At 68.1% G+C, this 26,668-nt stretch carries 29 protein-coding genes; 9 read left to right on the top strand and 20 right to left on the bottom strand.

From position 1 onward, the window contains the following. Both FDA38_RS22205 and FDA38_RS22200 read left to right on the top strand, forming a co-directional pair. Window positions 1–396, top strand: coding sequence for a RidA family protein (locus tag FDA38_RS22205; protein WP_137256005.1), 396 nt, complete (start codon window positions 1–3; stop codon window positions 394–396). Continuing rightward, entirely contained in the window at window positions 393–953 is a 561-nt protein-coding gene (locus FDA38_RS22200; RefSeq protein WP_170989833.1) for a GrpB family protein, read from the top strand. The genes FDA38_RS22205 and FDA38_RS22200 overlap by 4 nt, the downstream gene beginning before the upstream one ends. Here FDA38_RS22200 and FDA38_RS22195 read toward each other — a convergent pair. After that, the gene (locus tag FDA38_RS22195) at window positions 883–2,154 is read right to left on the bottom strand and encodes an FAD-binding oxidoreductase (RefSeq protein WP_137256003.1); all 1,272 of its coding nucleotides are present in this window, start codon (window positions 2,152–2,154) and stop codon (window positions 883–885) included. The two genes, FDA38_RS22200 and FDA38_RS22195, sit on opposite strands and share 71 nt — an antisense overlap. Before the next feature lie 57 nt (window positions 2,155–2,211). Between FDA38_RS22195 and FDA38_RS22190 the strand changes: the two genes are divergently transcribed. Next, window positions 2,212–3,222 carry a helix-turn-helix transcriptional regulator gene (locus FDA38_RS22190; protein ID WP_233714852.1) on the top strand — a complete coding sequence of 337 codons (1,011 nt, stop codon included), beginning with the start codon at window positions 2,212–2,214 and terminating at the stop codon, window positions 3,220–3,222. Here the strand turns inward: FDA38_RS22190 and FDA38_RS22185 are convergent. Together FDA38_RS22185 and FDA38_RS22180 are read right to left on the bottom strand one after the other, a co-directional pair. After that, entirely contained in the window at window positions 3,172–3,573 is a 402-nt protein-coding gene (locus tag FDA38_RS22185; protein ID WP_137256001.1) for a hypothetical protein, read from the bottom strand. The two genes, FDA38_RS22190 and FDA38_RS22185, sit on opposite strands and share 51 nt — an antisense overlap. Beyond that, entirely contained in the window at window positions 3,570–4,070 is a 501-nt protein-coding gene (locus FDA38_RS22180; protein ID WP_137256000.1) for a DoxX family protein, read from the bottom strand. Before FDA38_RS22180 ends, FDA38_RS22185 begins: the two co-directional genes overlap by 4 nt. 85 nt (window positions 4,071–4,155) lie before the next feature. Here FDA38_RS22180 and FDA38_RS22175 point away from each other — a divergent pair, with 85 nt between their 5' ends. Next, the gene (locus tag FDA38_RS22175) at window positions 4,156–4,788 is read left to right on the top strand and encodes a MerR family transcriptional regulator (protein WP_137255999.1); all 633 of its coding nucleotides are present in this window, start codon (window positions 4,156–4,158) and stop codon (window positions 4,786–4,788) included. On the opposite strand, the gene FDA38_RS22170 is transcribed toward FDA38_RS22175, so the two are convergent. After that, entirely contained in the window at window positions 4,785–5,264 is a 480-nt protein-coding gene (locus FDA38_RS22170) for a MarR family winged helix-turn-helix transcriptional regulator (RefSeq protein ID WP_137255998.1), read from the bottom strand. The genes FDA38_RS22175 and FDA38_RS22170 overlap by 4 nt on opposite strands. A gap of 108 nt (window positions 5,265–5,372) precedes the next feature. Between FDA38_RS22170 and FDA38_RS22165 the strand changes: the two genes are divergently transcribed. Continuing rightward, window positions 5,373–5,954, top strand: a complete 582-nt coding sequence (locus tag FDA38_RS22165) for an NADPH-dependent FMN reductase (protein ID WP_137255997.1) — start codon at window positions 5,373–5,375, stop codon at window positions 5,952–5,954. A gap of 24 nt (window positions 5,955–5,978) precedes the next feature. Here FDA38_RS22165 and FDA38_RS22160 read toward each other — a convergent pair whose 3' ends face one another. Further along, the gene (locus FDA38_RS22160) at window positions 5,979–9,110 is read right to left on the bottom strand and encodes a replicative DNA helicase (protein WP_380090680.1); all 3,132 of its coding nucleotides are present in this window, start codon (window positions 9,108–9,110) and stop codon (window positions 5,979–5,981) included. A gap of 342 nt (window positions 9,111–9,452) precedes the next feature. Between FDA38_RS22160 and FDA38_RS22155 the strand changes: the two genes are divergently transcribed. Continuing rightward, complete coding sequence (locus tag FDA38_RS22155) at window positions 9,453–10,775, top strand: MATE family efflux transporter (RefSeq protein WP_233714851.1); 1,323 nt, start codon at window positions 9,453–9,455, stop codon at window positions 10,773–10,775. Window positions 10,776–10,816: 41 nt separating this feature from the next. Beyond that, window positions 10,817–11,563, top strand: a complete 747-nt coding sequence (locus FDA38_RS22150) for a hypothetical protein (protein ID WP_137255996.1) — start codon at window positions 10,817–10,819, stop codon at window positions 11,561–11,563. A gap of 2 nt (window positions 11,564–11,565) precedes the next feature. On the opposite strand, the gene FDA38_RS22145 is transcribed toward FDA38_RS22150, so the two are convergent. The 10 genes from FDA38_RS22145 to FDA38_RS22100 are packed head-to-tail and all read right to left on the bottom strand — an operon-like array spanning window position 11,566 to window position 21,551. Continuing rightward, window positions 11,566–11,907: a YrdB family protein gene (locus FDA38_RS22145; RefSeq protein ID WP_137255995.1), complete on the bottom strand. Its 342-nt coding sequence runs from the start codon at window positions 11,905–11,907 to the stop codon at window positions 11,566–11,568. Window position 11,908: 1 nt separating this feature from the next. Further along, entirely contained in the window at window positions 11,909–12,286 is a 378-nt protein-coding gene (locus tag FDA38_RS22140) for a DUF4913 domain-containing protein (RefSeq protein ID WP_130443131.1), read from the bottom strand. Next, window positions 12,276–14,120 carry a type IV secretory system conjugative DNA transfer family protein gene (locus tag FDA38_RS22135; RefSeq protein ID WP_137255994.1) on the bottom strand — a complete coding sequence of 615 codons (1,845 nt, stop codon included), beginning with the start codon at window positions 14,118–14,120 and terminating at the stop codon, window positions 12,276–12,278. Before FDA38_RS22135 ends, FDA38_RS22140 begins: the two co-directional genes overlap by 11 nt. Further along, window positions 14,120–15,733, bottom strand: coding sequence for an ATP/GTP-binding protein (locus tag FDA38_RS22130; RefSeq protein WP_233714850.1), 1,614 nt, complete (start codon window positions 15,731–15,733; stop codon window positions 14,120–14,122). The genes FDA38_RS22135 and FDA38_RS22130 overlap by 1 nt, the downstream gene beginning before the upstream one ends. A gap of 34 nt (window positions 15,734–15,767) precedes the next feature. Continuing rightward, the gene (locus tag FDA38_RS22125; RefSeq protein WP_170989832.1) at window positions 15,768–17,276 is read right to left on the bottom strand and encodes an SCO6880 family protein; all 1,509 of its coding nucleotides are present in this window, start codon (window positions 17,274–17,276) and stop codon (window positions 15,768–15,770) included. Continuing rightward, window positions 17,263–18,855: a hypothetical protein gene (locus FDA38_RS22120; RefSeq protein ID WP_137255993.1), complete on the bottom strand. Its 1,593-nt coding sequence runs from the start codon at window positions 18,853–18,855 to the stop codon at window positions 17,263–17,265. The genes FDA38_RS22125 and FDA38_RS22120 overlap by 14 nt, the downstream gene beginning before the upstream one ends. Window position 18,856: 1 nt before the next feature. Beyond that, window positions 18,857–19,756, bottom strand: a complete 900-nt coding sequence (locus FDA38_RS22115) for a hypothetical protein (protein ID WP_137255992.1) — start codon at window positions 19,754–19,756, stop codon at window positions 18,857–18,859. Then, the gene (locus FDA38_RS22110) at window positions 19,753–20,604 is read right to left on the bottom strand and encodes a hypothetical protein (RefSeq protein ID WP_137255991.1); all 852 of its coding nucleotides are present in this window, start codon (window positions 20,602–20,604) and stop codon (window positions 19,753–19,755) included. Before FDA38_RS22110 ends, FDA38_RS22115 begins: the two co-directional genes overlap by 4 nt. Before the next feature lie 38 nt (window positions 20,605–20,642). Beyond that, entirely contained in the window at window positions 20,643–20,894 is a 252-nt protein-coding gene (locus tag FDA38_RS22105; protein ID WP_233714849.1) for a conjugal transfer protein TrbC, read from the bottom strand. 39 nt (window positions 20,895–20,933) lie between these two features. Further along, window positions 20,934–21,551, bottom strand: coding sequence for a DUF6668 family protein (locus FDA38_RS22100; protein WP_137255990.1), 618 nt, complete (start codon window positions 21,549–21,551; stop codon window positions 20,934–20,936). Between the two features lie 248 nt (window positions 21,552–21,799). Between FDA38_RS22100 and FDA38_RS22095 the strand changes: the two genes are divergently transcribed. Both FDA38_RS22095 and FDA38_RS22090 read left to right on the top strand, forming a co-directional pair. After that, window positions 21,800–23,227 carry a PQQ-binding-like beta-propeller repeat protein gene (locus FDA38_RS22095; protein WP_137255989.1) on the top strand — a complete coding sequence of 476 codons (1,428 nt, stop codon included), beginning with the start codon at window positions 21,800–21,802 and terminating at the stop codon, window positions 23,225–23,227. Beyond that, window positions 23,224–23,487, top strand: a complete 264-nt coding sequence (locus FDA38_RS22090; RefSeq protein ID WP_137255988.1) for a hypothetical protein — start codon at window positions 23,224–23,226, stop codon at window positions 23,485–23,487. Before FDA38_RS22095 ends, FDA38_RS22090 begins: the two co-directional genes overlap by 4 nt. A 72-nt stretch (window positions 23,488–23,559) precedes the next feature. Here FDA38_RS22090 and rplI read toward each other — a convergent pair whose 3' ends face one another. From rplI to FDA38_RS22065, 5 genes are all read right to left on the bottom strand, one after another. Further along, window positions 23,560–24,006 carry a 50S ribosomal protein L9 gene (rplI, locus tag FDA38_RS22085; RefSeq protein ID WP_137255987.1) on the bottom strand — a complete coding sequence of 149 codons (447 nt, stop codon included), beginning with the start codon at window positions 24,004–24,006 and terminating at the stop codon, window positions 23,560–23,562. Window positions 24,007–24,020: 14 nt separating this feature from the next. Beyond that, complete coding sequence (gene rpsR, locus FDA38_RS22080) at window positions 24,021–24,254, bottom strand: 30S ribosomal protein S18 (protein ID WP_012924539.1); 234 nt, start codon at window positions 24,252–24,254, stop codon at window positions 24,021–24,023. A gap of 72 nt (window positions 24,255–24,326) precedes the next feature. After that, entirely contained in the window at window positions 24,327–24,920 is a 594-nt protein-coding gene (locus tag FDA38_RS22075) for a single-stranded DNA-binding protein (RefSeq protein WP_137255986.1), read from the bottom strand. 103 nt (window positions 24,921–25,023) lie between these two features. After that, window positions 25,024–25,314 (bottom strand): 30S ribosomal protein S6, encoded by a 291-nt coding sequence (rpsF, locus tag FDA38_RS22070; RefSeq protein ID WP_130386399.1) that lies wholly within the window; start codon window positions 25,312–25,314, stop codon window positions 25,024–25,026. Between the two features lie 196 nt (window positions 25,315–25,510). After that, window positions 25,511–26,629: an MFS transporter gene (locus FDA38_RS22065; protein ID WP_137255985.1), complete on the bottom strand. Its 1,119-nt coding sequence runs from the start codon at window positions 26,627–26,629 to the stop codon at window positions 25,511–25,513. Between the last annotated feature and the right edge of the window lie 39 nt (window positions 26,630–26,668).

Raw genomic sequence — 26,668 nt, 5'->3', positions numbered from 1 at the left:
GTGAGCATTGAGCGGACCAATCCCAGCGGACTCCACACGACCCCCGGCTACCACCACGTCACCACAGTCAAGACGGACACTCTCGTCTACCTCGCCGGGCAGTGTCCGTTGCAGCCGTCCGGCGATCTGGCCCCGGGCGGTCTGGAAGGGCAGACCGCGCAGGTCATCAGCAACATCCTGACCGCGCTCGGGTCTGCGGGCGCCACTCCGGAGGACGTCGTACGCACTGTCATCTATGTCGTCAGCCCGGACCGCGAGGACCTCTCCGCCGTGTGGACACAGCTCAATGCGTCTCCGCTCGGCCCTGCCTTCACGACCGCGAGTACTCTGCTCGGCGTCGCTCAGCTCGGCTTCCCGGGCCAGTTGGTCGAGATCGACGTGACCGCGGCGCTGTGATCGTTCCCGCCGAGGTCGTCGAGTACGACGAGCGCTGGCCGCTCTGGTTCGCCGAGATCTCCGCGGACTTGGAGCCGTACCTCGACGGGCTCCCGCACATGATCGAGCACGTCGGGAGCACCGCCGTACCCGGGCTGGCCGCGAAGCCGATCATCGATCTGGACATCGTCGTACCGTCTGCAGGCTTGGTGCCGACGGCGATCTCACGGTTGGTTGCTGCTGGCTACCGTCACGAGGGCGATGCCGGGATCCCCGGCCGGGAGGCGTTTGCGCTGCCTGCGGAAGTTGCCCACTACCACCATCTCTATATAGTTGTTGAAGGCAACAAAGCCCACTTGGATCACGTCCTGCTCCGCGATCATCTGCGTGCCCATGAGGCCGAGCGGGAGCGGTACGCCGCCCGCAAACGCGAGCTGGCGCACCTGCTGACCACGGACCGCACCGCCTATGTCGAGGGCAAAGGCGCGCTCGTCGAGGAGCTGATCGCTAGAGCTGATGGTTCGCCTGCAGCCGACGCTCCGGGTCGTACCGCTCCTGGAGCTCCGTCAGCCGGGTGAACGTCGGCTCGTCGTAGACCTCCCGGAGGTCGATGCCGGCGCCGTTGAAGTTGAGCAGCCGGCCGACCGTCAGCGCACGCCACGGCTCCAGTACGGCGTTCTGCAGCTCGCTCTCGTCGTCCGCGCCGGGTGAGATCACGGTGATCGAGTACGCCGCGTCGCGATGGCAGACCGCGTTCGCGACCGCCGGCTCCCGGGTCAGCGCGCCGCCGAGCTGACGGATGGCGATCACGCATCGCGTCGACGCTTCCGGGCCGGCCAGCTTCGGCAGCGTCGCCAGCGCGGTCGGGTCGAGGTCGCTGACCAGGACATTGCGCGAGTTGAACCTGTCCGGCCGATCCGGCTCGGCGAAGATCTTCCCCGACTCGACGTACGGCAGCTCGCCGACCGTGTCCATCGCCGGCTCCCCGATCGCCCGCAGCGGCTTGATCAGCTCCTCGCCGTTGTCACCGAGAATCGCGAGCTGCACCTGCGCGATGTACTTCCCGCGCAGCGCCGGCGGGATCGGCGGGATGTCCGGCAGCGGCACGAGCGCCACCGCCGTCGTCACCTCGTCCGGGACGGTCTTGGTCCACTGCTGCCACACCTCCAGCACCTCGGGGTGCTCGGCCAGGTCGAAGTACAGACTCCCGCCGAACAGCGTCGGCACCTCGAACAGGTCGATCTCGATCCCCGTGACCACGCCGAAGTTCCCGCCACCACCTCTCGTCGCCCAGAACAGGTCGTCGTCGGCGTCCCGTCGTACGCCGTCCATGGTCACGAGCTCGATCCGGCGGACGTGGTCCGCGGCGTACCCGTACCGCCTCGCCATCAACCCGAGCCCGCCGCCCAGCGTGTACGAGATCGCTCCGACCCCCGGGAAGCTCCCCGACAAAGGCGCCAGACCGTACGGCGCGGTCGCGTCGAGCACGTCGCGCCAGGTCGCACCGGCCTCGATCCAGGCCGTCTTCCTCTCCGGATCGACGGTGACGTGGTTGAACGCCTTGGTCGCGATCAGCACGCCGCCGTCGATGCCGCTGGTCAGACCGTGGCCGGACGCCTGCACGGCGATCTTCTTGTCGTGGTCGATCGCGTAGCGCACGGCTTCCTCGATCTCGGCCGCGCTCGTGACTGGGAAGATCACCTCGGGCCGATGCGGGTCCCGCCGCTGGTACCCAAGGCGCGCATCGTCGTACTCCGGGCTTGTCGTCGTCAGCATCATGAGACTCACGCTATGGGCCCTTCCGGACAGATCTTGTCCGCAAGGCATCCTGTTGTCATGGATATGCCAGGCCGTCTGCTTCGGCTGCTGTCGCTGCTGCAGAGTCGCCGCGAGTGGTCCGGCCGCGAGCTGGCCGACCGCCTCGGCGTCACCGAGCGCACGGTACGACGTGATGTCGACCGGCTCCGGTCGCTCGACTACCCGGTCACCGGGACGACCGGTACCGCGGGCGGCTATCGGCTCGGATCCGGGACGCACCTGCCGCCGCTCCAACTGGACGACGACGAGGCGATCGCCGTCGCACTCGGTCTGGTCGGCGCGGCCGGTGGCGGGGTGAGCGGGATGGCGGACAGCTCGATGAGCGCGCTGGCCAAGCTCGAGCAGGTGTTGCCGGCGCGACTGCGGCCCCAGCTCGCGGCGGTGAGTTCGTCCGCGGAGGCGATCCCGCGGCCCGGCGTACCGCAGGTCTCACCGGACGTGCTCGCCGTGCTCGCGCGCTGCTGCCGGAACCAGGAGATCGTTGCCTTCGACTACCACGGGCGGGCGCGCGGGGCGACGCGCCGGCGGGTGGAGCCGCATCAGCTGCTGACGTTGGCGTGGCGGTGGTACCTGCTCGCGTTCGATCCGGGGCGGGACGACTGGCGGATCTTCCGCGTCGATCGGATCTCCGACGTTGCGTCGACGCTGCACCGCTTCACACCTCGGGAGCTGCCGGCACCGGACGCGGCGACGTACCTGGTCGAGTCGTTCACGTCGGCGCAGTACCAGCAATCCGTCCACTTAACAGTGCAGGCGCCGGCTCACGCCGTGTCCGCGACCTTCGAAGGGATGGTCCGCGGGATCGTCGAGCCTGTTGATGCGTCGTCCTGTGTGGTCCGGTTCAGTGCGGACACACCCGCTCTGTTGCTCACACAGGTCGCCGCCATTGCTGCCATCGCCGACTTTGCCGTCGACCACGCCACACCGGAGACGGCTGCGCTCATCGCTCACGTGGGTGGGCGACTCGCGCAGTCCTTCTCACGCCGCGATCAGACCGATTCCGAGGGTCAGTACTCCGATGGCAAGTGATGCCGCGCCGGCCCAGAGCACCCACAGGAACTGGTTGGGCTGAGTACGGTCCTTGCCGGCGGACGACGCGAAGAAGCCGCCGGACATCAGGACGGCCGCGACCGGGATCGCCAGCCGCGCAACCCAGAGCCAGAACCCGGTCAGGCTGGTCTGGTCGACGTACAAGAGCCCGACCAGGCTGAGGATGACCAGGACGCCGGCGTGGGCGTGCCCGGCCCGCGCGAACGACTTCTGGAAATCGGTCATCGGCACCTGGCCGCGGACGATCTTGGTCATGAAGTAGCCGCCGAACTGGATCGTCACGATGGTCAGCAGGATGACGCCGGCGATGATGCGGGACTGGTCGGTCATACGAGCACGCTCTCTTTGGCAGGGGTAGTGGTGGTGTTCGCCGTACGCGCGACCCAGAGTGCGACGGCGAGGTACAGGATCTGTTCGGGGATGCGCTGCCAGAGCGGGGTCGCCTCGCCGCCGGCGAACGGTACGTGCGCGACCGCGGCGTGGATGTTGGCCGGGAGGAGCGCGACGAACAGGGCGGCCAGCGCGTAGCCGGCTGGTTTGCGGGTCGCGGTGATGACCAGGCCGGCGGCGCCGAGCAGCTCGAATACGCCGGTGAGGTAGACGAGCGCGTCGGCGTACGGCAGGAACGGCGGCACCATCCGCGCCATGTCGGCGTGGTTCGGCATCACCGTGACGCTCGCGGGAACGAAGTGTGCGCTCGCGGTGAACAGCAGCATCACCGCCATCGCGTGCGCCGCAGCGACGGGCCAGGTCGTGAAGCGTCGTACCCCGAGCGCACCCAGCGCCCGGAAGCCGACGGCCCCGAGGATCAGTACGAGCGGGATCAACCGACTCGCCTCCTTATGGATAGTTGCAGTATCTGCTTATGGATACTGATACTATCCATGCCAAGCGAGTGGAAGGCAAGCGAAAATGCGAATCGGGGAACTGAGCAAGGCCACCGACGTCCCGGTGCCGACGATCAAGTACTACCTCCGCGAGGGCCTGCTCCCCGCCGGCGAACTCAGCAGCCCGAACCAGGCGTCGTACGGCGAGACTCACGTCCGCCGGCTCCGCCTGATCCGTGCGCTGATCGAACTCGCCCAGGTCCCGGTGGCGACCGTGAAGGAGATCCTCGAGTCCCTCGACTCCGACACCGAACCCCTGCACGAACAGATCGGCCGCGCCCACCGAGCCCTCACCCCCACGCGCCGCCTGACCTCGACCGACGAGGCCCGGGCCGCCGCCACCGCCCAGGTCACCGAGCTGATCGAACGCCGCGGCTGGACGGTGGAGCCCGAGGCCCCTGCCCTTGCCACGCTCGTGGACACGATCGCGGCAATGCAGACGCTCGGCCAGGGCCACCTGTCCGAGTACCTGGACACCTACGCCGAGGCTGTCGAGAAGTTCACCGAGCTCGACATTGCGGCGGTGAGCGCCCGCCCCACCCGCGACCAGTTGGCCGAATCAGTTGTCATCGGCACCATCCTCGGCGAGACCCTGATCTCGTCCCTGCGCCTCCTCGCCCAGGAATCCATCTCGGCCAAGCGCTGGGGTCGCGGTTAGCCGTCGGCCAGCCCCGGGATGATCTTCGCCAGCGCCTTGTGCAGCGTGCGTCGCTCGCTCTCGGTCAGCGGGTCGAAGACCAGTTGGCGTACCAGCTCGACGTGACCCGGGGCGGCCTTCACCAGCTCCGCGTAGCCGGCTTCGGTGAGGATCGCGTTCGTGAAGCGACCATCCTCCGGGTCGGGTTCACGGCGTACCAGACCGCGGTTCTCCAGCCGGCGGATGAGGTGGGACAGGCGCGAGAGCTCGGAGTTGGTCAGAATCGCCAGCTGGCTGAGCCGCATCGTGTGGTCCGGCTGGTCCGACAGGCCGGCCAGGACGTAGTAGTCGAGGAAGCTCAGGCCCGAGTCGCGCTGCAGCTGGGCGCCCAGCACGGTCGGGAGGCTGGCGATCACCAGGTGCAGGGCCTGCCAGGTGTCCAGCTCCTCCGCGGTCAGCCAGCGCGGCTCGACCTTGCGGGCTCTTTCGGCGGCCATGGGGTGCAGCATAGGCCACTCGAGCCTTGACTTGAATCTTCAAGTGATGGGTCGTACCGTGGTCAATGACATGAAGATTCAAGTCATCCCCTCGAAGGAGTTGTCGCTGTGAGCGACCTGAAGATCGCGATCATCCTCGGCAGTACCCGTCCGGGCCGCAACGGCAAGGCGGTCGCCGATTGGGTGCTGGACCAGGCCCGGATCCGGACCGGGGCCACTTATGAACTGATCGATCTGCTCGACTACCCGCTGCCGCACCTCGACGAGTCGATCCCGCCTGCGGCCGGTCAATACGCCGGCGAGCACACGAAGGCGTGGGCCGAGAAGATCGCGGAGTACGACGGCTTCGTGTTCGTCACGCCGGAGTACAACCACTCGACGTCCGGCGTCCTGAAGAACGCGATCGACTACCTGTACGCCGAGTGGAACAACAAGGCGGCCGGCTTCGTCTCCTACGGCTCACTCGGTGGAGCACGCGCGATCGAGCACCTCCGCGGCATCAGCGCCGAACTGCAGATCGCAACCGTCCGTCAGCAGCTGTCGTTCTCGATGTTCACCGACTTCGAGAACTTCTCCACCTTCCGCCCCGGCCCGCAGCACGAGGACGCCGCCACCATCCTCTTCGACCAACTCGAGTCCTGGTCCGGCGCCCTCAAGCGAATCCGCGCCGACGTCCCGATCGCAGCCTGACCCCCGCCCCGACCGCCGACGTGGTCAGCCGTCGTGAGCCATATCCACGAACCGCGAGTAATGCCCCTGAAACGCAACAACCACGTCGGCGGTCGGTCCGTTGCGATGCTTGGCAACAATAAAGTCCGCCTCACCGGGCCGGGTCGACTCCCGCTCGTAAGCATCTTCACGATGCAGGAGAATTACTACGTCGGCATCTTGCTCCAGGGAATTATGGAGAGCAATTCCATTAGCCACGAAGTTGTGCGTTCCGAGGACGGTCGCATCAAATACCTCTTGCTCGCCAAGGCTCTCGACTTTCACGATCGTGTCCCAAAAGATGTCGTTCGTCGCGAGCAAGTCGAGGTCCGCGATGTCGAGGATATTCGCAACGTCAGAGAGACGCTGACGTGTCGGAGAACCCGCGAAGAGGCGGCCCGAACTGCGCACACCGAGTGCCGCGCCCAAGGCTGCCCTGGTCATACCACGCTCACGCATGGCCTCCTTCACCTGATCCCAGACCTGAACCGGGACGGTGTCGAGCTTTGGTGCCGCCGAAATAGCCTGCAAGTAGCCACGGACTTCCCGGACCTTCTCGCCACGTAAGCCGTGGACGCCGATCTCATCGCAGAAACGTCGCTGATTTTCCACGCCATCAATCTTCAGTTGATAGCAGTCGCGATACCCCGCCTTCCTAGCTATATGAATCCGGCTGAAGATGTTGTGGCGGAGCAGGAGGCGGGCCAGGTCGTCGGTCAGGCGGCGGCTGGTGCTGGCGTAGTAGATCCGCGCCTGGCCGGCCTTCGCGTCCCAGCGGACCGAGCCGTCGGTGGCCCACAGGTGGCGGATGAAGTGCGCGACCTGCTCCTTCGGCAGCGCGAAGACGCCGGCCGGGATGAACTTCTCGTGGCTGCGGAGGCCGAACAGACCGAGACCGTCGAGCCAGGCGGCGATCGGGTTCCGCTTGCCGCGAGCCAGTCGGTACGGCGCGGGCAGGCGGAGCGTGCTCACCCGGGCGGCGGCGTACTCGTCGCGGATCGCGGTGATGCCGAACCGGCGCTGAGCCGCCTCACCGACCGCAGCCAGGTTGGCCTCGTCGATGCTCGCGTAGCGGATCGGCTGCCGCTTGACGAAGGAGCCGTCACCGAGCAGGTGAGCAAGCAGCGTGAGCTCGTCCTCGTCCCAGGGCGTGACCTCGAGCGGTGCCGGAACGTGCCGGAGCGATCCCAGTCGCGCTCCGGGCGACAGCTCCCCCAGCGGCTTCCATCCGTCGTACGTCAGGAACGGGTGGTTCGCGGTGGCCTTGATCTCCCGGCCCGACGCGAGCTTCAGCCGGAAGACCTCCTTCACCCCACTCGGGAAGGCATGCGTCAGCGTGCGCGGCACCAGCTTGAGCCGGTCGTCGAGCGACCAGACCGGGATGTCCCGGGCGTCCGTCGCGAGCAGCTCGCCGAGCGAGATCTCCGCACCGTTGTCGGCTCGCATCAGCCGGGTGTCCGCGGTCAGGCAGCCCGATTCGCGGAGGTCGGAGGCCATGGGGCGTTTGTCGGAGCGTTGTTCTGAGCCTCGGTTGAGCTGGCAGATGGCTACTACGGGGAGCTCTAGTTCTTTGGCGAGGAGCTTGATGGAGCGGGAGAACTCGGAGACTTCGAGTTGGCGGGACTCGACCTTCTTGCCCGATGTCATCAGCTGGAGGTAGTCGATGATGATCAGTTTGAGGTCGTGGCGTTGTTTGAGGCGGCGGGCCTTGGCGCGGATCTCCATCATGGTGAGGTTCGGGGAGTCGTCGATGAAGAGGGGGGCCTCGGAGACCTCGCCCATCTTGCGGGCCAGGCGGGCCCAGTCCTCGTCGGTCATCTTGCCGTTGCGCATGTGGTGCAGCGGCACCTTCGCCTCGGCGGAGAGCAGACGCATGGTGATCTCGTTGCGGCTCATCTCCAGCGAGAAGATGCACGAGGTCAGGCCGTGCTTGATCGAGCAGGAGCGGGCGAAGTCCAGGCCCAGCGTGGAGTTGTGGGTCGGGATCATCGTCTTGCCGGCCAGGTACAGATGGTCGGCGTTGTCGACCTCGACGCAACGCACCGGTACGCCGACGACCGGGTCGACCCACTCCACCCGGCGCTCGCCCTCACCGCCGAGCGCGGCCGGGAAGCCGTGCCCGGTGATCTGCCGCGGCGCCGACCCGGGGATCGACGGTGTCAGTCCGGGACTCGCTGACATCGCCGTGTACAGGTCGGCGGTCGTGCAGACCACCGGGCGGCCGCCGTCCTCGACGAGCCACTGGTGCTCGGCGTCGGCGACGATTGCACTGCCGTCGGAGAACGACAGCCGGAAACAGGGCCGGTCGACCATTACCTCGGTCGCCGCGACGACGGTCGTCGGCAGCCCGTTGGCATCGAGCAGCTGGTCGCCGACCGCGACCTCGCCCATCGTGGTCCAACCGGTCGGCGTCGGCAGCGGGGTGTCGAGGGCGAGCGCCTTCCCCATCGCGGGACGCGCGGCAACGATGATCATCTGGCCGGGGTGCAGCCCGTTGGTCAGCTCGTCGAGATCGGTGAACCCGGTCGGCACGCCGACCATCGCGTCACCACGGGAGTCGATCGCCTCGATCTCGTCGAGGGTGCCCTCCATGATGTCCTTCAGCGGGGCGTAGTCCTCGGCGGTCCGCTTCTCGGTGACCGAGTAGATCTCCGCCTGTGCCTCGTCGACGACATCGTCGACCTCGCCCTCACCGGCGTACCCGAGCTGGACGATCTTCGTGCCCGCCTCGACCAGCCGACGGAGGATCGCCTTCTCGCGAACGATGTGCGAGTAGTACGACGCGTTCGCCGCGAGCGGCACGGACGCGACCAGCGTGTGCACGTACGGCGCACCGCCGATCCGGGCCATGTCACCGCGCTTGGTCAGCTCGGCGGCGACGGTGATCGCGTCGGCCGGCTCGCCCCGCGCATACAGGTCGGTGATCGCGTCGAAGACGCTCTCGTGTGCCGGCCGGTAGAAGTCGGTGCCGCGCAGCGTCTCGATGACGTCGGCGATCGCGTCCTTGCTCAGCATCATCGCGCCGAGCACGCACTGCTCGGCCGCCAGGTCCTGCGGTGGGGTGCGGTCGAAGCCCATCTCCGGCCGGCGCTCTTCGTGACCGCCGTCCTGACCCCCGCGGAACTCCGCCACGCTCACTTCGCCCGACCTCCTCGTCCGCCGCCGCCCGGCCACTGTGACCCGGTTCGAACACCTGCTCGAACCGTAGCCCGGCCCGCCGACAGTTTCCGGCAGCAGGCCTCGCGACCGTACGCCGCTCTTGTCACCCAAAGCCACCCAGCCATCCACAGGGGGTGTGGACGAACTGTGGGAAACTCCGTGAGGGGCTGTGCACAGGCTGCGAACAACCCTGTGGATATCTGTGGACGTTTGCCCACAACATCGCCCTGACCTGCGGTTTCTCCAGTGCACAACTGTGGAGAAGAAAAAGTCTGAGACGAATTTCCAGAGTCCCCGGCAGTCGTGGGTAACCTCGCTCCGGTGAGACGCAGACGATGGGTGGGCGAACAGGATCGGGAGATCCTCCGACTGGCCGTCCCGGCGTTCTTCGCGCTGGTTTCAGAACCGCTGATGCTGCTCGCCGACTCGGCGATCGTCGGCCACCTCGGTACGCCGCAACTCGCCGCGCTCGGCGTCGCCGGCACCATCCTGCAGACCCTCGTCGGCATCTGCGTCTTCCTTGCCTACGGCACCACTTCCGCGGTCGCCCGGCGGATCGGCGCCGGCGACCACAAGGGCGCGCTGGCGCAGGGCATCGACGGACTCTGGCTGGCGTTGCTGCTCGGCGTCGTACTGGCGCTGCTCGGGCTGGCGCTCGCGCCGCAGGCGATAGCGGCGTTCGACCCGTCGCCCGAGGTGGCTGACTACGCAGTCACCTACCTGAGGATCTCGTGCTTCGGCATCCCCTCGATGCTGCTGTTGCTCGCCGCGACCGGCGTACTGCGTGGACTGCAGGACACCAAGACCCCGATGGTCGTCGCGATCACCGCCAACCTCGCGAACATCGGCCTCAACGTCCTGCTCGTCTACGGCATCGGCCTCAACATCGCCGGCTCCGCCCTCGGTACGGCGCTCGCGCAGACGGGCGCCGGCATCGCGCTCGTCGTGGTCGTCGTCCGCGGTGCCCGCCGCGACGGCGCCAAACTGCGCCCCGATCGCCCCGGCATCCTCGCGTCCGCGCAGATGGGCGTACCGCTGATCGTCCGGACGCTGACGTTGCGTGCGGCAATCATTCTGCTCACCTTCGTCGCCACCGCACTGGGTACGACGTCGGTCGCCGCGCACCAGGTCGCGTTCACGCTGTGGTCGTTCCTCGCCCTCGCCCTCGACGCCATCGCGATCGCCGCGCAGGCGCTCACCGGCCGCGCGCTCGGCGCCGGTGACGTGGTGGGTACCCGCACGATCACCCGACGGATGATGTGGTGGGGCCTGTTCTCCGGCCTGATCGGCGGCCTCGCGTTGTGGGGCCTGCGCGGCGTCTACGTCCCGTGGTTCACCAGCGATCCCGAGGTACGCCGTACTCTCGCGGCGATCATCATCGTCGCCGCACTGTGGCAACCGGTGAACGGCGTCGTGTTCGTCCTGGACGGTGTGCTCATCGGCGCGGGTGACGGGAAGTACCTGGCCGCGGCGGGGGTCGTCGCGCTCGTGCTGTACGTGCCGCTCGCGCTGGCGGTGCTCTGGCTCGGCGGCGGGATCGTCGCGCTCTGGTGGGCATTCGGCGGGTACATGCTGCTCCGCTTCCTCACCCTGACGCTACGCGAGCGCCGCGACGGCTGGCTGGTCACCGGCGCTACCCGCTGACCCCGCGGTGCGGCATCGTTGAGCGGAAGGAAAGGAGCGGCATGCCCGACACCGACGACCAGTCCGTCGAGCTCGACCCCGTGCAGCGGGAGTCCGGTGACGACGACACCGAGGGCCATCGCGAGCGGCGTGCCGCGCAGGCGCGGGCCGAGGCCGACCGGCGCGTGGTCGCCGATCTGACGGCCGACGAGGACGTGGAGCGGCACACGGAGGAGGTGGAGCAGGCCCGCCTGGACGAAGAGGACGAGGCCGCGCACGCCGAGCGTCTCGAGCTAGCAGCCAAGGACCAGCAGGAGCTGGACGAGCTCCGCGACCGGGAGCAGCTCCTCGACGCCACCGCGGAGACCACGCGGGCCTTCGAGCTCGCGTACGCCGACGAGGCTGCCCGCGACCGGTACCGCGCGTACGCCACGACCGAGACGCAGCGGTCCATCGGCGACCTGGCCCACGGCCGGCACGAGCTGGACGAGGCGGCCGCGCATCCCGATGAGCTTGGCTCGGCCGGACTGGCCGCGGAAGGCCGGCGCTACGAACGCGCCAGCGGTATCGAGGCCCGCCGCGCCGTGTCCGACGACCGGCTCGCCGACAGGTACGACGACTCCGCGCAGGAGCACCGCCGGGAGGCGCGCCAGACGCAGCCCGACGCTGTCGAGGCGGTCCGGAACCCGCCCAAGGAAACGCCTGAGGCTCAGCTCCCCCAGGCCCGCGTGCGTTCCCGCGGTCCCCGGAGCAGGCAGAAGAAGCAGCAGGAGCAACGCCGCGACACCGGCATCGACCTGGACATGTAGTCCTAGCTCGTAGGCTGCAGCTTCTGGACGTGGATGATCGCCAGGTTGGCCGCGACCACCACAACGAACACGACGGCGAGTAGCGGGTGCCCCAGACTCCACAGGGCGGCACCCGCGAGGCCGAACACGAGTACCTTCACGATCCACCGCACCACGGGAGTACCGCGGGTGGCGGTGGGTGCTGCGAACAGTCCCCAGACCACCGCGGTCACCACCGGCAGCCCGATGGCGAGGAGCCATCGGGTGAGCGTCGTACTGCCGGTGTCCCAGCCCCACCAGGCAAAGATGCCTAGGGCAACCAACTCGACGAGGAACGCCAGTAGCAGGTTGCCCCACTTCCACATGTCAGATGCCGCGGATGTTCGGCTGGCGCTGGTCGAAGAACAGGCCGGCCGGCGGCTCCTGCACCGGCAGCGGCGGGATCGGGTAGTCGGTGTGGACGTTGTTCCGGCAGGCCGCGAACGGGCCGTCCGGGTCGAGCAGCGCCATCATGTGCGGGTCCGCGTGGTCACGCCACCAGACCGACATCCCGGTCGCCGGGTCGAGCCGCAGGTGCTCCCACGCACGCCAGATCGAGTCGAGCCGGCTGAGTGCCTCCGCGTGCCGGTACCACTCGGGGCACCAGACGAACTGCTGCCCGAGCCGCCGGGTGTAGAGGTAGATCAGCCGGTCTTCGACGAACGCCGCGACGTGTGGATAGAAGAGCTCCTGTTCACCATCCACCTCGGTTGTCCCCTTCGTTCTGCTCCCAGACCGGCCGGTCCGGGCCGCGCTGCGGCGGGGGCGCCTGTCCGCCGGTGCCTGCGGACACCCACGGGTTGTTGCTCACCGGAACGTTCGCAGCCGCTCCCGGATCGTACTTCGCCAGCGACGCCTTCACCGCACCGGCGTCCGGCCGGGTGAACCACGGGACGGTCTTCACCAGCGTCGCCGGGATACCCGACGGGAACACGACCGCGCGACCGGGCGGCATCGAGGCGAGGTCGGAGACCTCCATGATGTTGTGCCGCTGGACCTGCGAACTCGTACCGCGCTTGCCCTCGTTGTACGACACCGAGTTCGAGTTGATGTCGTAGTCGCCGATCATCTTGCTCAGGTTCTCGAGGAAGGACGCGTCGGCCGCGCCGCCGCCGTACACCCGGATGTTGGCCGAGCCCCACAGCTTCTGCATGCCGTGGTCGCCCCAGCACTCCTGGCCCTGCGCCCAGGACTGCAGGATCGTCATCAGCACGATGCCGCGGGAACCGAAGTGCGAGTACAGGTCGGGGAGGTTCTTCCACCGGCACACGTTCGCGGCCTCGTCCAGTACGCCGACGAGCGGGCTGGGCATGCGGCCCATCGGGCAGCCGCGGGCGAACTGCTCGGCCGCCTCGACGACCGCCACGGTCAACGCGGTGACGAGCGGACCCGCCGTACCGGCGCCTTCCTTGGAGAGGCTGTAGAGCGTGCCGCCCTTGCGGACGAACTCGTGCGGGTTGAACTGCGGGCGGTTGTCGTTCGGGCCCTGGGGCACGACCCAGCGGGTGACCTTGCGGTTGACCAGGAACTGCGCGCTCTGCTGCGCCGTACCGTAGACACCCGCGCGCTGCTTGTCGGGCGCGTTGATGACACCGGACAGCGCGTCCGCGGACAGCTGCAGACCCGGGGTGTTGCGCAGGATCCGCTCCGGCTCGTCGTTGCGCTGGTCGGCGAGCCAGCTGTAGACCTGCGTGATCGGGCGCTTCGCCACTGCCGCGGCGAGCAAGAGACCGGCCAGCAGGTCCGTACCGGCGGCGTCGAAGAACGCGTCGGTCTGGGCGCCGACCTGGCGCTGCGAGGCGACGAAATGCTCCGCCAGCTCGCGAGCCTTGGTCTCGTCGGTGATGTAGCTGAGCGGGTTCCACCACCAGGTGTTCGGCTCCTCGCAGACCTCCTGCGGGTCGAACACCCAGACCGGGCCCTTCTCCGAGCGCGGCCCACGGGTGGCGTCGACGATGTCGCGCTTGTTGGACGTGGCGATGACGCATCCGGGCGCGTCCAGGATCGCCGGCACCGCGCGGGACGTGGTCTTACCGGTTCGGGGACCCCAGATGTCGACGTGCATGTCTTCCCAGTTGCCGAAGACCTCGAGGTTGTCCCGGACGGTGCGGCCGATCAGGATGCCCGGTCCGGCGTGGCCGGCGCCGAGTTGGTTCGCCTTCTCCTGCGCGCCTTCGCGGGTGAGCTTATAGATCTCGGACCGCTTCGACATCAGCTGCGCCTGCCGGTCCACGCGACCGACCGACTTCTGCCGGCTCCGGAAGTACCAGAAGCCGGTGCCGACCAGGCCGAACAGCACGACCAGCTCGATGATCAGTACGCCGGTGGCCGCGCCGGACCAGTCCCGGTGTCCCTTCATCAGATCGACGATCGCGTCGAACGGGTTGCCCACCGGCGGCGAGCCGTTGATCGCCGAGGCGATCTTCAGCGCACCCCAGAGCGAGAACACGACCAGTGCGAACACGCCGACGGCGGCGAAGATCAGGATCGACTCGGGCGACAGCCCGCCCGGTCCGGTGCTTTTCCTGCCCTGGGCCATTACTCCTCAACTCCCGTTCGGGCGACCACTCGCGTGGTGGGGTCGGGCGGCGGCAGCATCGCCGGATCGTCCAGGCTGTACTCGCCGACGACCGCCTCACTGCCGTCCGGTGCGACCTCCACCTTCAGCGGCTTGCCGTCCTCGCCGGTCCTCCACAGCTTGTTGGTGTCGTTGATCTCGCGCTCGACCGTGGTCAGCCCGACGTGCACCGGGATACCCGGGCGGCCACCGACCTTGACCAGGAAGTTGCCTCGACCAGGAGGTGCGGCCTCCTGACCGGTGGCCGGGTCCCAGGCGGGCGGGTCCTGCCAGCCGATGAGCATGTTCTGCTCTTCCTGCGACATCGGCACGACCTCGGTCAGGTTGTCCATCTCGGCCCGCGGCAGACCACCGCAGATGACCATGCCGGAGCGCTCGACGAAACCCTTCGCCTTCATCCGGTCCTCGGGCAGCTCCAGTGCCAGCAGGTCGGACATGGTGTGCGAGATCATCGCCATCCCGACACCGCGCTGCCGGTTCAGCCGGGTCAGCGCGTCGACCCGGTCGACCAGGCCGCGCCCGGCCCGCAGTACTCGCCAGAGCTCGTCGAGGATGACGAAGTAGTGCCGCCGCGGCTCGAGGCCGGCGTCCGCCAGCGCCTGCGAGACCGCGACCGCGCCGAACCCGTACGACCAGCAGGCCAGCAGTACGGCGGCCTGCAGGCTGGTCTCGGAGTCGTCGATGTTGGACACGTCGAACACGACCGGCCGGTCCAGCTGCATCGGGTTGTCGGTCTGCTCGGAGAAGATCTCACCGAGCCGGCCGCCGCCGACCAGACCGATCAGCGAGGCCTCGAGACCTTCGGTGATCTGCCGGTAGCGGTCCAGGCTGCCGCGGTCCAGGGCCACGTTGCGGACCCGGTCCGGGGCGTCCTGCACGACCTGGAGCAGGTCGCGGAGCACCGGCGTACCTTGGAAGCGCTCGTCGAGAACCTTGAGCGCCTCGTCGAGGATCGTCTCCTCGCGGTCGTTCGGCGGCTGCGAGCGCATGATCGAGATCAGCGCAGAGACCATCGTCTGCCGGCGGCCGTGCGCGTCGGCCTGGATCGCCTCGCGGGCCTTGCCGGTCAGCCGAAGCGCGGCCTCGCGGGACTCACCCGGGTCGAGCACGTTCAGGTGTCCGCGACCGCGGCCGAGTTGGATGACCTGGCCGCCGAGGGCCTCGATCAGGTCCTTGTAGTCGGGCTTGAGGTCGCCCAGCACGAGCGGCATCACGCCGTACCCGGCCAGGCCCAGCGCCATCCGCCGGGTGATCGTCGACTTGCCCAGACCCGGCTTGCCGAGCACGAACATCGACGGGTTCGAGATCAGCTTGGCCCGCATGAACCAGCTGATCGGGTCGCAGCACATGGTCGCGCCGGAGAGGATGTTCCGCCCGATCGGCACACCGACCATCGGGCTGCCGGTGCCGGCCGCGAACGGCCACATGCCGCAGACCTGCACCGTCGTCCCGCGCCACTCGGGCGCTGCCTGCAGGTACGTCGAGTAGCCGCCGCCGGGACCGGGCCAACCGCGCGGCATCGGCCGCTTGCCCCGCTTGCTCGGATCGACCGGCTTCTTCTGCTTCTGACTCACTGTGACTCCCCAGAGGCCACCGAGCTTTGTCCAATCATAGAGACTCCCGCAGACCGGCCGGGACCGCCAGGTGATTCTGCAGTACGACGCCCAGCGGCAACGCGGCCACGAACGCGGAGTCCTGCGAGCCGTACGCCGGCCGCAGCAGCACGCGCGCGGTGGCGCCGAGGTTGTCGATGGCGGCGATCATGTCCGGGATCTGCTCGACCGTCATCACCGTGCCGGTGACGATCATGCCGAAGTTGACCAGGCCCGCACCGCGCGCTTCCTCCTGCGCGGACCGGTCGGCGGCGCGTGCCTCGGCCAGGCTGCGCGCGGACGGGCGGCTCGACGTACTGGCGCGGAAGGACGCGTTGCGCTTGTCGGCCTCGACCATGCGTGCCGACGTACCGGCGTCCAGCGGGCGGTAGAGCAGGGTGACGCGCTTGCGGTCGATGTCGGCGTGCGGCGCGACCAGCTGCGAGAGCACCGACGAGAACACCTCACCACGCGGCGCCTGCGACATCTGCCAGGTTACCGACCAGGCCGAGTCGTGCCGGTACTTGTCCCAGAACGACTGCGCACCGGACGGGCCGACGTCGGTCCACTGCAGCTCGGGCGGCATGCCCTGGCCCCGGGCCTCGTCGATGAGGATGGCGGACGCCGGGTCGTACGCGATCCGGATCGCCTCGCACAGCTCCTGCGCGTTGACCGGCCGGGCCGCGCCCGCACCGGTCGCGTTCAGGCTCTGGGTCAGCGCGGGCAGCCGGGCGGCGAGCTCGCGGCCCATGTCGTCTTCCTTGCGCCGCTTGCCGCTGCGGTCGGTGCCCTTGAAGGTCAGGGCGACCCGGGCCGAGACGAGCGCCGAGCCCTCCGGGTAGGTCTGCACGACCTCGGTCAGCATCGCGCGGGCGATGGCCGGCGTACCGTCCATCATGTTGTTGCCGACCTCACGGCGCAGCCGGATGCCGGTGTCGGGCGCGCTCTCGACGGTGACCGAGGCGGCGACGATACCCGGCTCGTGGCCGAGCGACGCCAGCCACTGACCCCAGTGCGCGACCCACACGTCCACCTGGTCCTCGTCGACCAGCGAGGCGCCGTCCGGCTCCGCGTTGATGACGACCGTGAAGTGCCGCGTGCTCGGGTAGTAGAGCAGGGCGAACGGGCGCCCGTACGAGTCCTGGTACTCGCTCAGCTGCGAAGAGGCGGCCAGGCCGGGGAGCTGGAACTTGCCCCACGCCGTACGGCCGAGAGGACCGGATCGGTAGATGTTGTGCTTTGCCATCTTTGCTCGCTGCCATCCAATTCGGGTCGAGATCCGTTGCAGCGTGGACTGCCCATGCTTGTCCTTGGTCATCAGCAGCAGCAGTACGACGCCGACGACCAGCAGCGTGATCATCGCTGCGGGCAGACCGCCGGACATCGTCGCGATGACGACCATCAGCAGGCCACCCATCAGGATGGCCGTGCCGAGCATGCCCAAGCCGCCGATACCCGCCGAGGCGGGCTGGCGCCAGTTGCCGTAGGTGCGAGGTGCGCGTCGTACGTTCTCAGCCGCTGCCACTTGGGCCTTCCGGTGTCGGTGTGTCGTCGCCTCCGCCGCTGCCACTCGGGCCTGGCGGTGGAGGTGGAGGCTGGTTACCTCCGCCGCTTTGCTGTGGTTGGCCGCCGCCCCGGTTCGGGTCGCCGGTGCCGCTGCTGCCGCTCGGGCCGCTGCTCTGGGACGAGGACTGCGCTGCCGCGTCGCCCTGGTCGGTGGTCTCGGCCGCCAGCGTCTTGCCGGTGTCCGAGATGCCCTTGGCGATCGCGACACCCACGATGACCGGAGCAGCCACAGCCGCTACCGGCGCGGCCGCCGCAGCTCCGGCACCCGCACCTGCGCCGGCGCCCGCACCAGCCCCGGCTCCAGCACCGGCGCCCGCTCCGGCCGCTGCACCTTCGCCACCGGCCGCGGCACCCTCGCCGGCACCGCTCGCGGCACCTTCACCGCCGCCACTCGGTGCCTGCTGCTGCGCTCTGCCGACGTTCTGGGCGCCGGTCGGGCCGTCGCCTCCACCGCCGCCCCCGCCGTCGTCGGCACCCTGGCTGGTCTGCTTGTTCGCCATGTCGCCCAGCTTGTCCATGCCGGGCATCATCCGGGCCGCGATCATGCCGGCGCCGGCCGCGCCCGCGGTCGCCGAGACCATCGGCACGATGAACCGCATCAGGGCCGGCAGCGCGAACAGCGCGAGCACCAGCATCGTGAGGCCGGTGACCACGTTCATCACCAGGCTGCCGACGTCGTTCGCGTTGGTGCCGTCGAAGTGCAGTGGTGCGCCGTTGTTCGAGACCAGGCGGATCGCTGTCGCATAGACGATCGCCGCCACCGGTTTGTAGAGGATGAAGGCGAGCAACCACGCGATTATTCGTTTGAACCAACTTCGGCCCATCTCGGTGTTCGTCGCGGCAGCCGAGATCGGCAGTACGCCGAGCAGCAGGATCAGCATCGCGCTGCGGACGACCATCAGCACGATCTGGATCACGCCGGCGATCACACACAAGATGCCGACGGCAATCATGATCCCGATCAGCAACGGCGAACCGGCCAGCGCCGCGACGGCGGCGAAGCCCAGCACCACCGACATGCTGGTGCCGAACGCCTTCGCGTCGCCGGAGCCTATCTTGTCGCAGTTCTTCACCCAGAAGTCTCCGCTGGTACTCAGCGCGGAGCTGACGATGCACTGGGAGAACTTGTCGCCGGCCGTGATCAGCGCCTGCGCGACGGCGATCGAGAAGGCCGCGGCGACGGCGAGGGTGATCAGCGAACGGAGCAGGTCGCGGGCGGTCTCGCCGCGCTGCGTCCAGGCCATCTGGATGGCGCCGACGATCAGCCCGATCGCCGCGATGAACAGCGTGATGAACTGCGTGTGCGACCAGATCCAGCTGACCGAGTTGTTGGCCGGCTGACCGGGAGCGCCCTCCACCGACGGCGTCGGCACGTAGATCCAGAACGTCGCGATCGTGGACATCAACGTCCCGACCGCACCGGAGATTGCGTCGAGGATGGGCTGGAACACGAACTTCATCACCGCTTCCATGGCGGGGGCAAGGACCGCCGAGACGGCTTCTTTCAGCAGATCCGTGGCCCAGTTGAGCGGAATCATGTCAAGACGTCCTCGGGGAGACGAACCGAAGAATGGCGGGCAGCGCGACGACTGCGAGGATCATCATCGTGACGCCCATGACGATCTTGAGGGTCTGCGGCGTACCGTCCGGCGCGCCTTCCACGCTCGGCGTCGACATCAGGTAGATCGCGGTGGCGTAGATCAGCGCGGCGACCGGTTTGTAGATGATGAAGCCGGCCAGCCAGGCGAGTGACCGCTTGAACCACATCATCCCCATCTCGGTGTTGGTCGCCGCCGCGGTCAACGGGAGCACACCGACCAGCAGCACGAGCATGCCGTAGCGGATGATCATCAGCGCGAGCTGGATGATGGAGGTGATCACCATCAGGATGCCGACGAAGATCACCAGCAGCCAGCCGAACGCCTCGCCGGGACTCTTCAGCGGATCGGTCATCGTGTCCGCGATCGCCTTGGCGAAGCTGTGGTCGTTGGTCTTCAGCGCCTGATCGATGATCCAGCTCGAGAACCCGTCCGCGGCCGCGATCAGCGTGCCGGCGAACGCGGTCGCGGAAGCGGTCACCACGACCAGCGTGATCAGCGACCGGAGGATCTCCTTGGCCGGCTCACCGCGGTGCGAGATCGCCATCTGGATCGCGCCGACGATGACCGCGATCGTGGCGATGAACACCATGATGAAGTTCGTGTGCTGCTGCACCCACAGGGCCGGGGTGTTCTCCGCGATGTCCGGGGTCTTGATGTAGACCCAGAGCAGGCCGACCGCCTTCATGACGGCCTCGACCGCCTTCACGACGACGTCGGCGATGGCCTGGAAGATGAAGTCGAAGAACTTGCCGAAGGCCCATTGAATCGCGGTCTGCAGGCCTTCCCTGATGCAGTCGTCCCAGTCCCAGGGCCACTTCGAGCATCCGAGGGCGATCATGACGCACCACTGAACCTAACGTAGCCGTTGAGACTGGACAGGATGTCCGGCTCGACCGAGCCGTTGAACGTGCCGTCGTCCTGCAGCACCGCGTACCAGTCGCCGTGCGACCACTGCATGGTGATCGGCAGCGCGCCGTACGCCTTGTTGTTCAGGTTCGCGACGACCTGGACGATCGCCTGAGTGGTGGTGTAGTAGAGCACCTTGAAGCCGGAGAACTGGACGTCGCCGGCCTCGGTCGGCGGGGTCTGGAGTTCGTTCCTGGCCGCGGCGATCGCAGCGGTCCGGCCCGGACCGGCGAGCACCCGGGTCTTCAGCGCGGCGACGCTGACCTGCGGATTCTGGACCTGGCCCAGCAGGACCATGGCGGCGAACACCGCACCGGTCGGCGAATGCGCGAAGCAGGACCGTACGCCGTTCGTGCCGGTGGACGCCGGGCCGGCCGCTGCCTGGATCGGCACCAGCATCTCGCCCTCGAACTGCCACGTCACCGCAACCGGCGCGGCCAGCCGCGGGATCGCCTGCTCCGGGTTGCTGTCGTGGCAGCCACCGGTGTGACTGTTTGGTGGCGGCGGCGCCGTCTGCGTAGCGGTCGGCTGCTCGGTCGGCGTGGCGGGCGGACCGGTCGACTCCGTGGGCTGTTCAGTAGGAGCGATGGTGCTCGGTGTCTGGCTGGGGTTGGCGGCCGGAGTGTCCGAGCCGTTACTGGCAACAGCCCAGACCACCAGGCAAATGAGCACCGCTCCGATGACGATCGCCGACGCGACGAAGCCACGCTCCTCGAGGAAGCTGGTCTTTTCGCCGTCGGAATCGCCATCGGAGTCCGGATCCTTGCTGAACAGTCCCACCTGCGATCAGCCTCCGAGCAGGTCGCCGCTGACCGCGATCACTTCAGGGCGTCGACGAGTGCCGTCGCCGCACCGATCACGATGCAGGCCGCCAGGACCCAACCGAGGCGGGCGGCGTGCTCGCCACCTTCACCGCGGCGCTGACCGACGGCCATCATGCCGCCGGCGATCAGGATGCCGAGCGTGCAGACGGAGTACGCGATCCACTTGACCCAGCCGAGCACCTTGTCCAGGCCGGGCTGTACGCCGGGAGGCGCGTCGAGCGGGAGGGTCATGGTGTTGAGCTCCATGACCACGTGGTGTACCAACATCATGGTTGTGAATACCTTTCAGTACGGGGCGGGGTAGTCCGCTGGGTTTGACGCGCGAAGAGCGTAGATGGATTCAAGGACTTCGAAGACCTCGTCCGGGGTGTTGTCAGGCGTGGGAGCCTCCCCTCTGCGCCACTCCTCGATCCAGGGGATGTCCCAGACTCTCGGAACACCTCCGCCGACGATGTCGGCGAAGTCGTCGAGCACGCGGGGCAGTCGGCCCGGAGCGTCCGCGATCAGCACCAGGCCGAGGACGGCAACTCCCTGGACGACACCCGAGGCCCACTCGATCGCGGCTCGTTGCGCGGCACGCAGCCCGGACCCGTGGGTCCGCGCGACCAGGATCACCGGGGTCGGCACCGGCGGCGGCGGGATCGGCCAACGGTGGTTGGCCGCCCGGGTGCCCGGCAGCAGCAGAGACATCGTGGACTCGCCGGCGCCGCCGTGCACGCCGACCCACCACAACGTGTCCGCGACCGGGATCGCGAACTTGGGCAGGCGCTGATCCTCCGCGGGCGCCGGCACCCCGTGTTGCGGGGCGGACGGCCCCCGAGGGGTGATGTCCGGCTGAGTCTGGGCCGGCGACGGCTGCTGCGGACCCGGAGACTGCTCTCGTGTCCACGGGTTCTGCGTCATGGCCCCTCCTCTCGCGGTGCGTCACAGGCTGTCGCCCACAGTATTCTCTCGCTTTCCGGGTGTACGTTCGTGACCCATCCACAGGCGAGGATGTTTCTACCCCCTTGTCGGGGTCAGTCGAGCCGGCGGGCTCGTGTGGTTTCTGCCTGCCCGGAATCCCTGGCATGCCTCGTGCGGGGGACATGCTAGAACGAGGACGTCGTAGTCGGATGAGCGAGGGAGATCTGTGGCGGGAATGAGAGGTCATCGTGGCTGACAAGATCCCGTCCTGGCCGAAAGTAACGATCCGGCTCTACGACGACCACAACGCCGAGGTGAAGATCGCCGGGCGCAGTCACCCGGTCAATCATCACGACCCGCGGCAGGCCGCGATCCAGCTCGTCAGCGAGCGAGCCGCACAGCTCGGCCGCGCGGTGAAGGCGACCGCGGTGGAGTCCGACGGTGCCTCCTGGCCGCTGATCATCCACCCCGACGGACAGGTCGAGGCGATCGAGGCCGACTCCGGCCGCGGCCGCAACGGCGGACAGAAACCGATCTGGCCGATCATCGTGGCGATGGTGGTGGGCTGCGTCCTGGTCATCGGCACGATCGTGTTCGTGGCGGTGATCAAACCCAACCTGCACAAGAAGCCGACCGTCACCGCGTCACCGCTGCTGCCGTCCCTGCCCGGTCCGTCGGTCCGTTCGGACGAGTTCTCGCCGGGCAACGTACCGCCGGGCTTCACCACGCACGCCGGCTGGACGGTCAACATCGCCGCGGGCACGTCGCCCGCGATCAAGCCCGACGGCACCGAGGTCGCGATCCTGACGACGGACGGCAAGATCGCCGTCTTCGATGCCAACGGCAAGGTGTTGTGGCAGGACCAGGTGCCGAAGGACGCGGAAAGCCCTGTCTACACGACGATCGACGGCAAGCTGGTGGTCGCGATCGCAACGCAGGACACCTTGTTCTACTGGGCCGGCGGCGGTGCCGAGGCGAAGAAGGTCGGGCTCCCCGACGGCGCCAAGGTGCAGTTCTTCGGCAAGTCGCCGCTGATCACGCTGAGCGGCACCGGCGGAGCGATGGTGATGTCGGGCGGCGAGCTCAAAGCCGTACCGAACCAGCCTCGGCTGTCGACGATCCTGCTCGCCGAGGGCGATCGCGCGCTGATCTCGCAGTTCAAGGGGCCGTTCTTCTGGAGCGCGCCGGACAAGCCGTTGCAGACGATCGTCCCGCAGAAGCCGGGTGGCGCGATCGCCGACAAGCCTCAGCAGGTGCTGTCCGCCAGCCCGGACTACGCGCTGGCGATCTGGCCGACCAAGGATCCCGAGAAGGTGATCCCGACCGTGCACTCGACCGCGAGCGGCAAGGTCGTCGCGGTCTGCCAGCCTTCGTCGTCATCCGACGTCCAGTCCTGGGACTGGGTGCCGGATCCGAACCGCAAGATGGCGGCCTGGGGTGAGTGCCTGATCAACCTGGCCAAGCCGCGGATCGTCATGCTGCAGGATTTCCACCCGCTGTCGATCACCGGCACGCTGATCTACGGCACGATGGGCAGCAAGATGTACGCCGTCACCCCGGGCCGGCCGCAGCACCCGCTGGACCCGGCGCCGACCCGCCCGTGGGGCATCGCCGGTAACCACGCGATCGTCGTCTTCGACTCGGTCCTCTACGCACTGAACCCGGCCCCACGATGAGTGGTTTACTGCGTCGGTCGGCGCTGACGCTGATGGCGGTCGGCGTACTGCTGCTGCCGTCCGCCCAAGTGTTTGCCGATGACAACGAACCGGCGCCGACCGAGTGGCCGACGGTGGCGCTGCCCGACGACAACGACGGCGAGGCGGCGCAGCCCGCGCCGGCCGAGTGGCCCGCGGTGGCGAAGCCGGACGACACGAGCGACAGCTCGTCGGAGCCCGGCCCGGTCGAGTGGCCGACCGTCCAGGACCTTCCCGGCTGAACACAGCCGTCTACTGAAACGGAAGGCCCGCGCTCCCTTCCGGGAACGCGGGCCTTCGTGCTGGTGCTGTGGTCAGTTAGCGGCAACCTCGAGGCGGACCGTGGCGGCCACCTCCGGGTGCAGCTGAACCGCGACCTGGTGCTTGCCGGTGGTCTTGATCGGCGACGCGATCGCAATCGCGCGCTTCTCGACCAGCGGGCCGCCGGCGGACTTGATCGCCGTGGCGATGTCTGCCGGGGTGACCGAACCGAACAGGCGGCCGGTGTCGCCGGCCTTGACGGCCAGGGTCACGTTGAGCTGCTCGAGCTGGTTCTTGACCTCGCTCGCGTGCTCCTTGCCCTGGATCGCCCGGGCGTCACGCGCCCGCTTGATCGTCTGGATCTGCTTCTCGGCGCCGCGGGTCCAGCCGATGGCCAGGCCGCGCGGAACCAGGTAGTTACGGCCGTAGCCGTCCTTCACCTCGACGATGTCGCCGGGAGCCCCGAGGCCCTCGACCTCCTGAGACAGGATGAGCTTCATGGTCCGCGCCTCCCTCAGCGAGCGGTGCTCGTGTACGGCAGCAGGGCCACCTCACGAGCGTTCTTGATAGCGGTCGCGACATCGCGCTGGTGCTGCACGCAGTTCCCGGTCACCCGGCGGGCGCGGATCTTGCCGCGGTCCGAGATGAACTTGCGCAGGAGCGCGGTGTCCTTGTAATCGACGTACGTCGCCTTGTCCTTGCAGAAGCCGCAGACCTTCTTCTTCGGCTTCCGAATGATCTTGGCCATTGTGGTGCTCTCTTCCTATTTCCAGAGCCCGGCACGAGTGCCGGAATGGTCCCTAACGGGTTTGCGGGCCGATCAGAACGGGGGCTCCTCCATCGAGCCGCCGCCCTGGCTGGCCCAGGGGTCGTTCTGCGGGGCGGACTGACCGCCACCGCCTTGCGGGGTTGCCCAGGGGTCGTTCTGCTGGCCGCCCTGACCGCCGCCGTAGCCGCCGCCCTGGTTGCCACCTCCCTGGTTGCCGCCGCCACCGAACTGCTGGCCGCCACCACCGCCACCACCGAAACCGCCGCCACCGCCGTCGGAACGCGAGGTCTTGGAGATCTTCAGCGTCGCGTAGCGCATGCTCGCGCCGATCTCTTCGACATCACACTCGAAGACGGTGCGCTTGTTCCCGTCGCGGTCGTCGTAGCTGCGCGCCTTGAGGCGGCCGGTGACGACGACCCGGGAACCCCGGGTCAGGGACTCGGCAACATTCTCGGCAACCTGACGCCACACCGCGCACGAGATGAAGAGGGTTTCCCCGTCCTTCCACTCGTTCGATTGCCGGTCCAGCGTCCGCGGAGTGCACGCGACGGTGAAATTCGCTACCGCAGCGCCCGAGGGCGTGAAGCGCAGTTCCGGATCACCCGTGAGGTTACCGATCAGGGTGATAGGTGGTTCGCCTGCCATTGCCGTTCCTCCTGCTATCGGGTGTGGCTGTGTCTACAGCTATGTCTACAGCTATTGGTACCGGCCGGTGCCGACAGTACCGAGGCTGCTGACGACCCTAGGCTCAGTGCTGGTCCGGCCGGATGACCTTGGTGCGCAGGATCGACTCGTTCAGCGTGAGCTGACGGTCGAGCTCCTTCACCACCGCCGGCTCGGCGGTCAGGTCGACGACGGCATAGATGCCTTCGGACTTCTTCTTCACGTCATAGGCAAGCTTGCGACGACCCCAGATGTCGAGCTTCTCGACCGTGCCACCTTCCTTGCGGACGATGTTCAGGTACTGGTCGATGGACGGCTCCACGGTGCGCTCATCGAGCTCCGGGTCGAGGATCACCATGACTTCATAACGACGCATGCGCGAACTCCACCTCCTTCGGACTTGGCGGCCACGGTCTCTCCGTGGCAGGAGGGCGATGCGATTGTGCTCACCGTCGGCAATTGCCGCCGACGCCAAGCAATGAGCCCGGTCGAGGACCGGGCCACATCCAAAGAATACCAGCGTCCGGATGGCCTATTGACCATATCCACAGGCCTGTTGTGATGACTCTGAGTCACCGCGGTACGACGATGCGCTCACCGCGACGGAGCACCAGCACGAGCAACGGTACGGCGAGAATCACCGAGATCATCGCCAGCACCGGGAACCCGCCGAGCGTGAACAGCCACGGCGACGCCGCGGTGGCGAGCGCGGAAACGGTCCAGATCAACGACTCCACGCGGCTCTCCAGCTCGGCCGAACCCAACTGGGCGCTGCCGCCGAGGTAGCAGAGGTTCCACGCGTAGCCGAGCAGGAACAACGCCGGTGTGAAAACCAGTCCGGTCCGAGTGACGAGTACTGCGGCCGCCAGCAACCCGACCAGTCCGGCCAGCGTCACCACGCGGGGCCCGAACCTGTCGATGCACCAGCCCGTCAGCGGAGACAGGGCGAACATCCCCAGGGTGTGGATGGACAGCATGACCCCCAGCAGCCCGAGTCCGTCGTGGTGCAGGTGGGTGTGGACGGGGACTGCTGTCATCACCGACACCATCACCAACTGGCCGACCACCATGACGCCAGCCGCCAGTAGTACTGAGTGACCGCCAGCCACTGGACGGACCTCAGGCGCATCGGTCGACCTGGTACGCCGGATGTACGTCGACGCGACCAGTGCGGAGAAGACTGCAGCGAGGGCAAGGAGGAACGGACCTGCGATCGCCGGGAGACCGAAGCCCGATGCGAACGACTGGGACGGCGCCATCAGGAACGGTCCGCCGGCGGCACCGATCGTGCTTGCCCAGATGACTGTGCTCATGGCCTGGGAGCGTCGATCAGGTGGTGCGGCGTCAGCGGCGGCGTAGCGGGACAGGAGACTCGCTGCGTTCCCGACGCCGAGCAGGAACATGCCTACGAAGAGCAGCGCGACCGGTCCGCCGACAGCCGCGAGGACAGTCGACGCTCCCCCGGCGACGCCCACGCCGTACCCGGTGCGGAGGGCCTGGGCTCGTCCGAGTCTGGCTGTCCAGCGGCCGACTGCCATGGCGCCGGCGGCTGTGCCGAGGACACCAGCGGTGTTGGGGAGGCCGGCCAGGGCCGGACCGAGGTCGTCGGCGATCAGGATGGCGCTGACCGCACTGGCAGCGACCATCGCGGCGTTCATCAGGGCGGCAGCAACAACGACCGGGATCAGCATGCTTACAACGCTAGAAAGGCCGCCTGCCGTGCAGAATGC

Origin of the sequence: Kribbella jiaozuonensis (genome assembly GCF_005233875.1) — a bacterium.
GTDB lineage: Bacteria > Actinomycetota > Actinomycetes > Propionibacteriales > Kribbellaceae > Kribbella > Kribbella jiaozuonensis.
The sequence above is the reverse complement of the archived record's forward strand: the minus strand, read 5'-3'. Positions and strand labels throughout refer to the sequence as shown.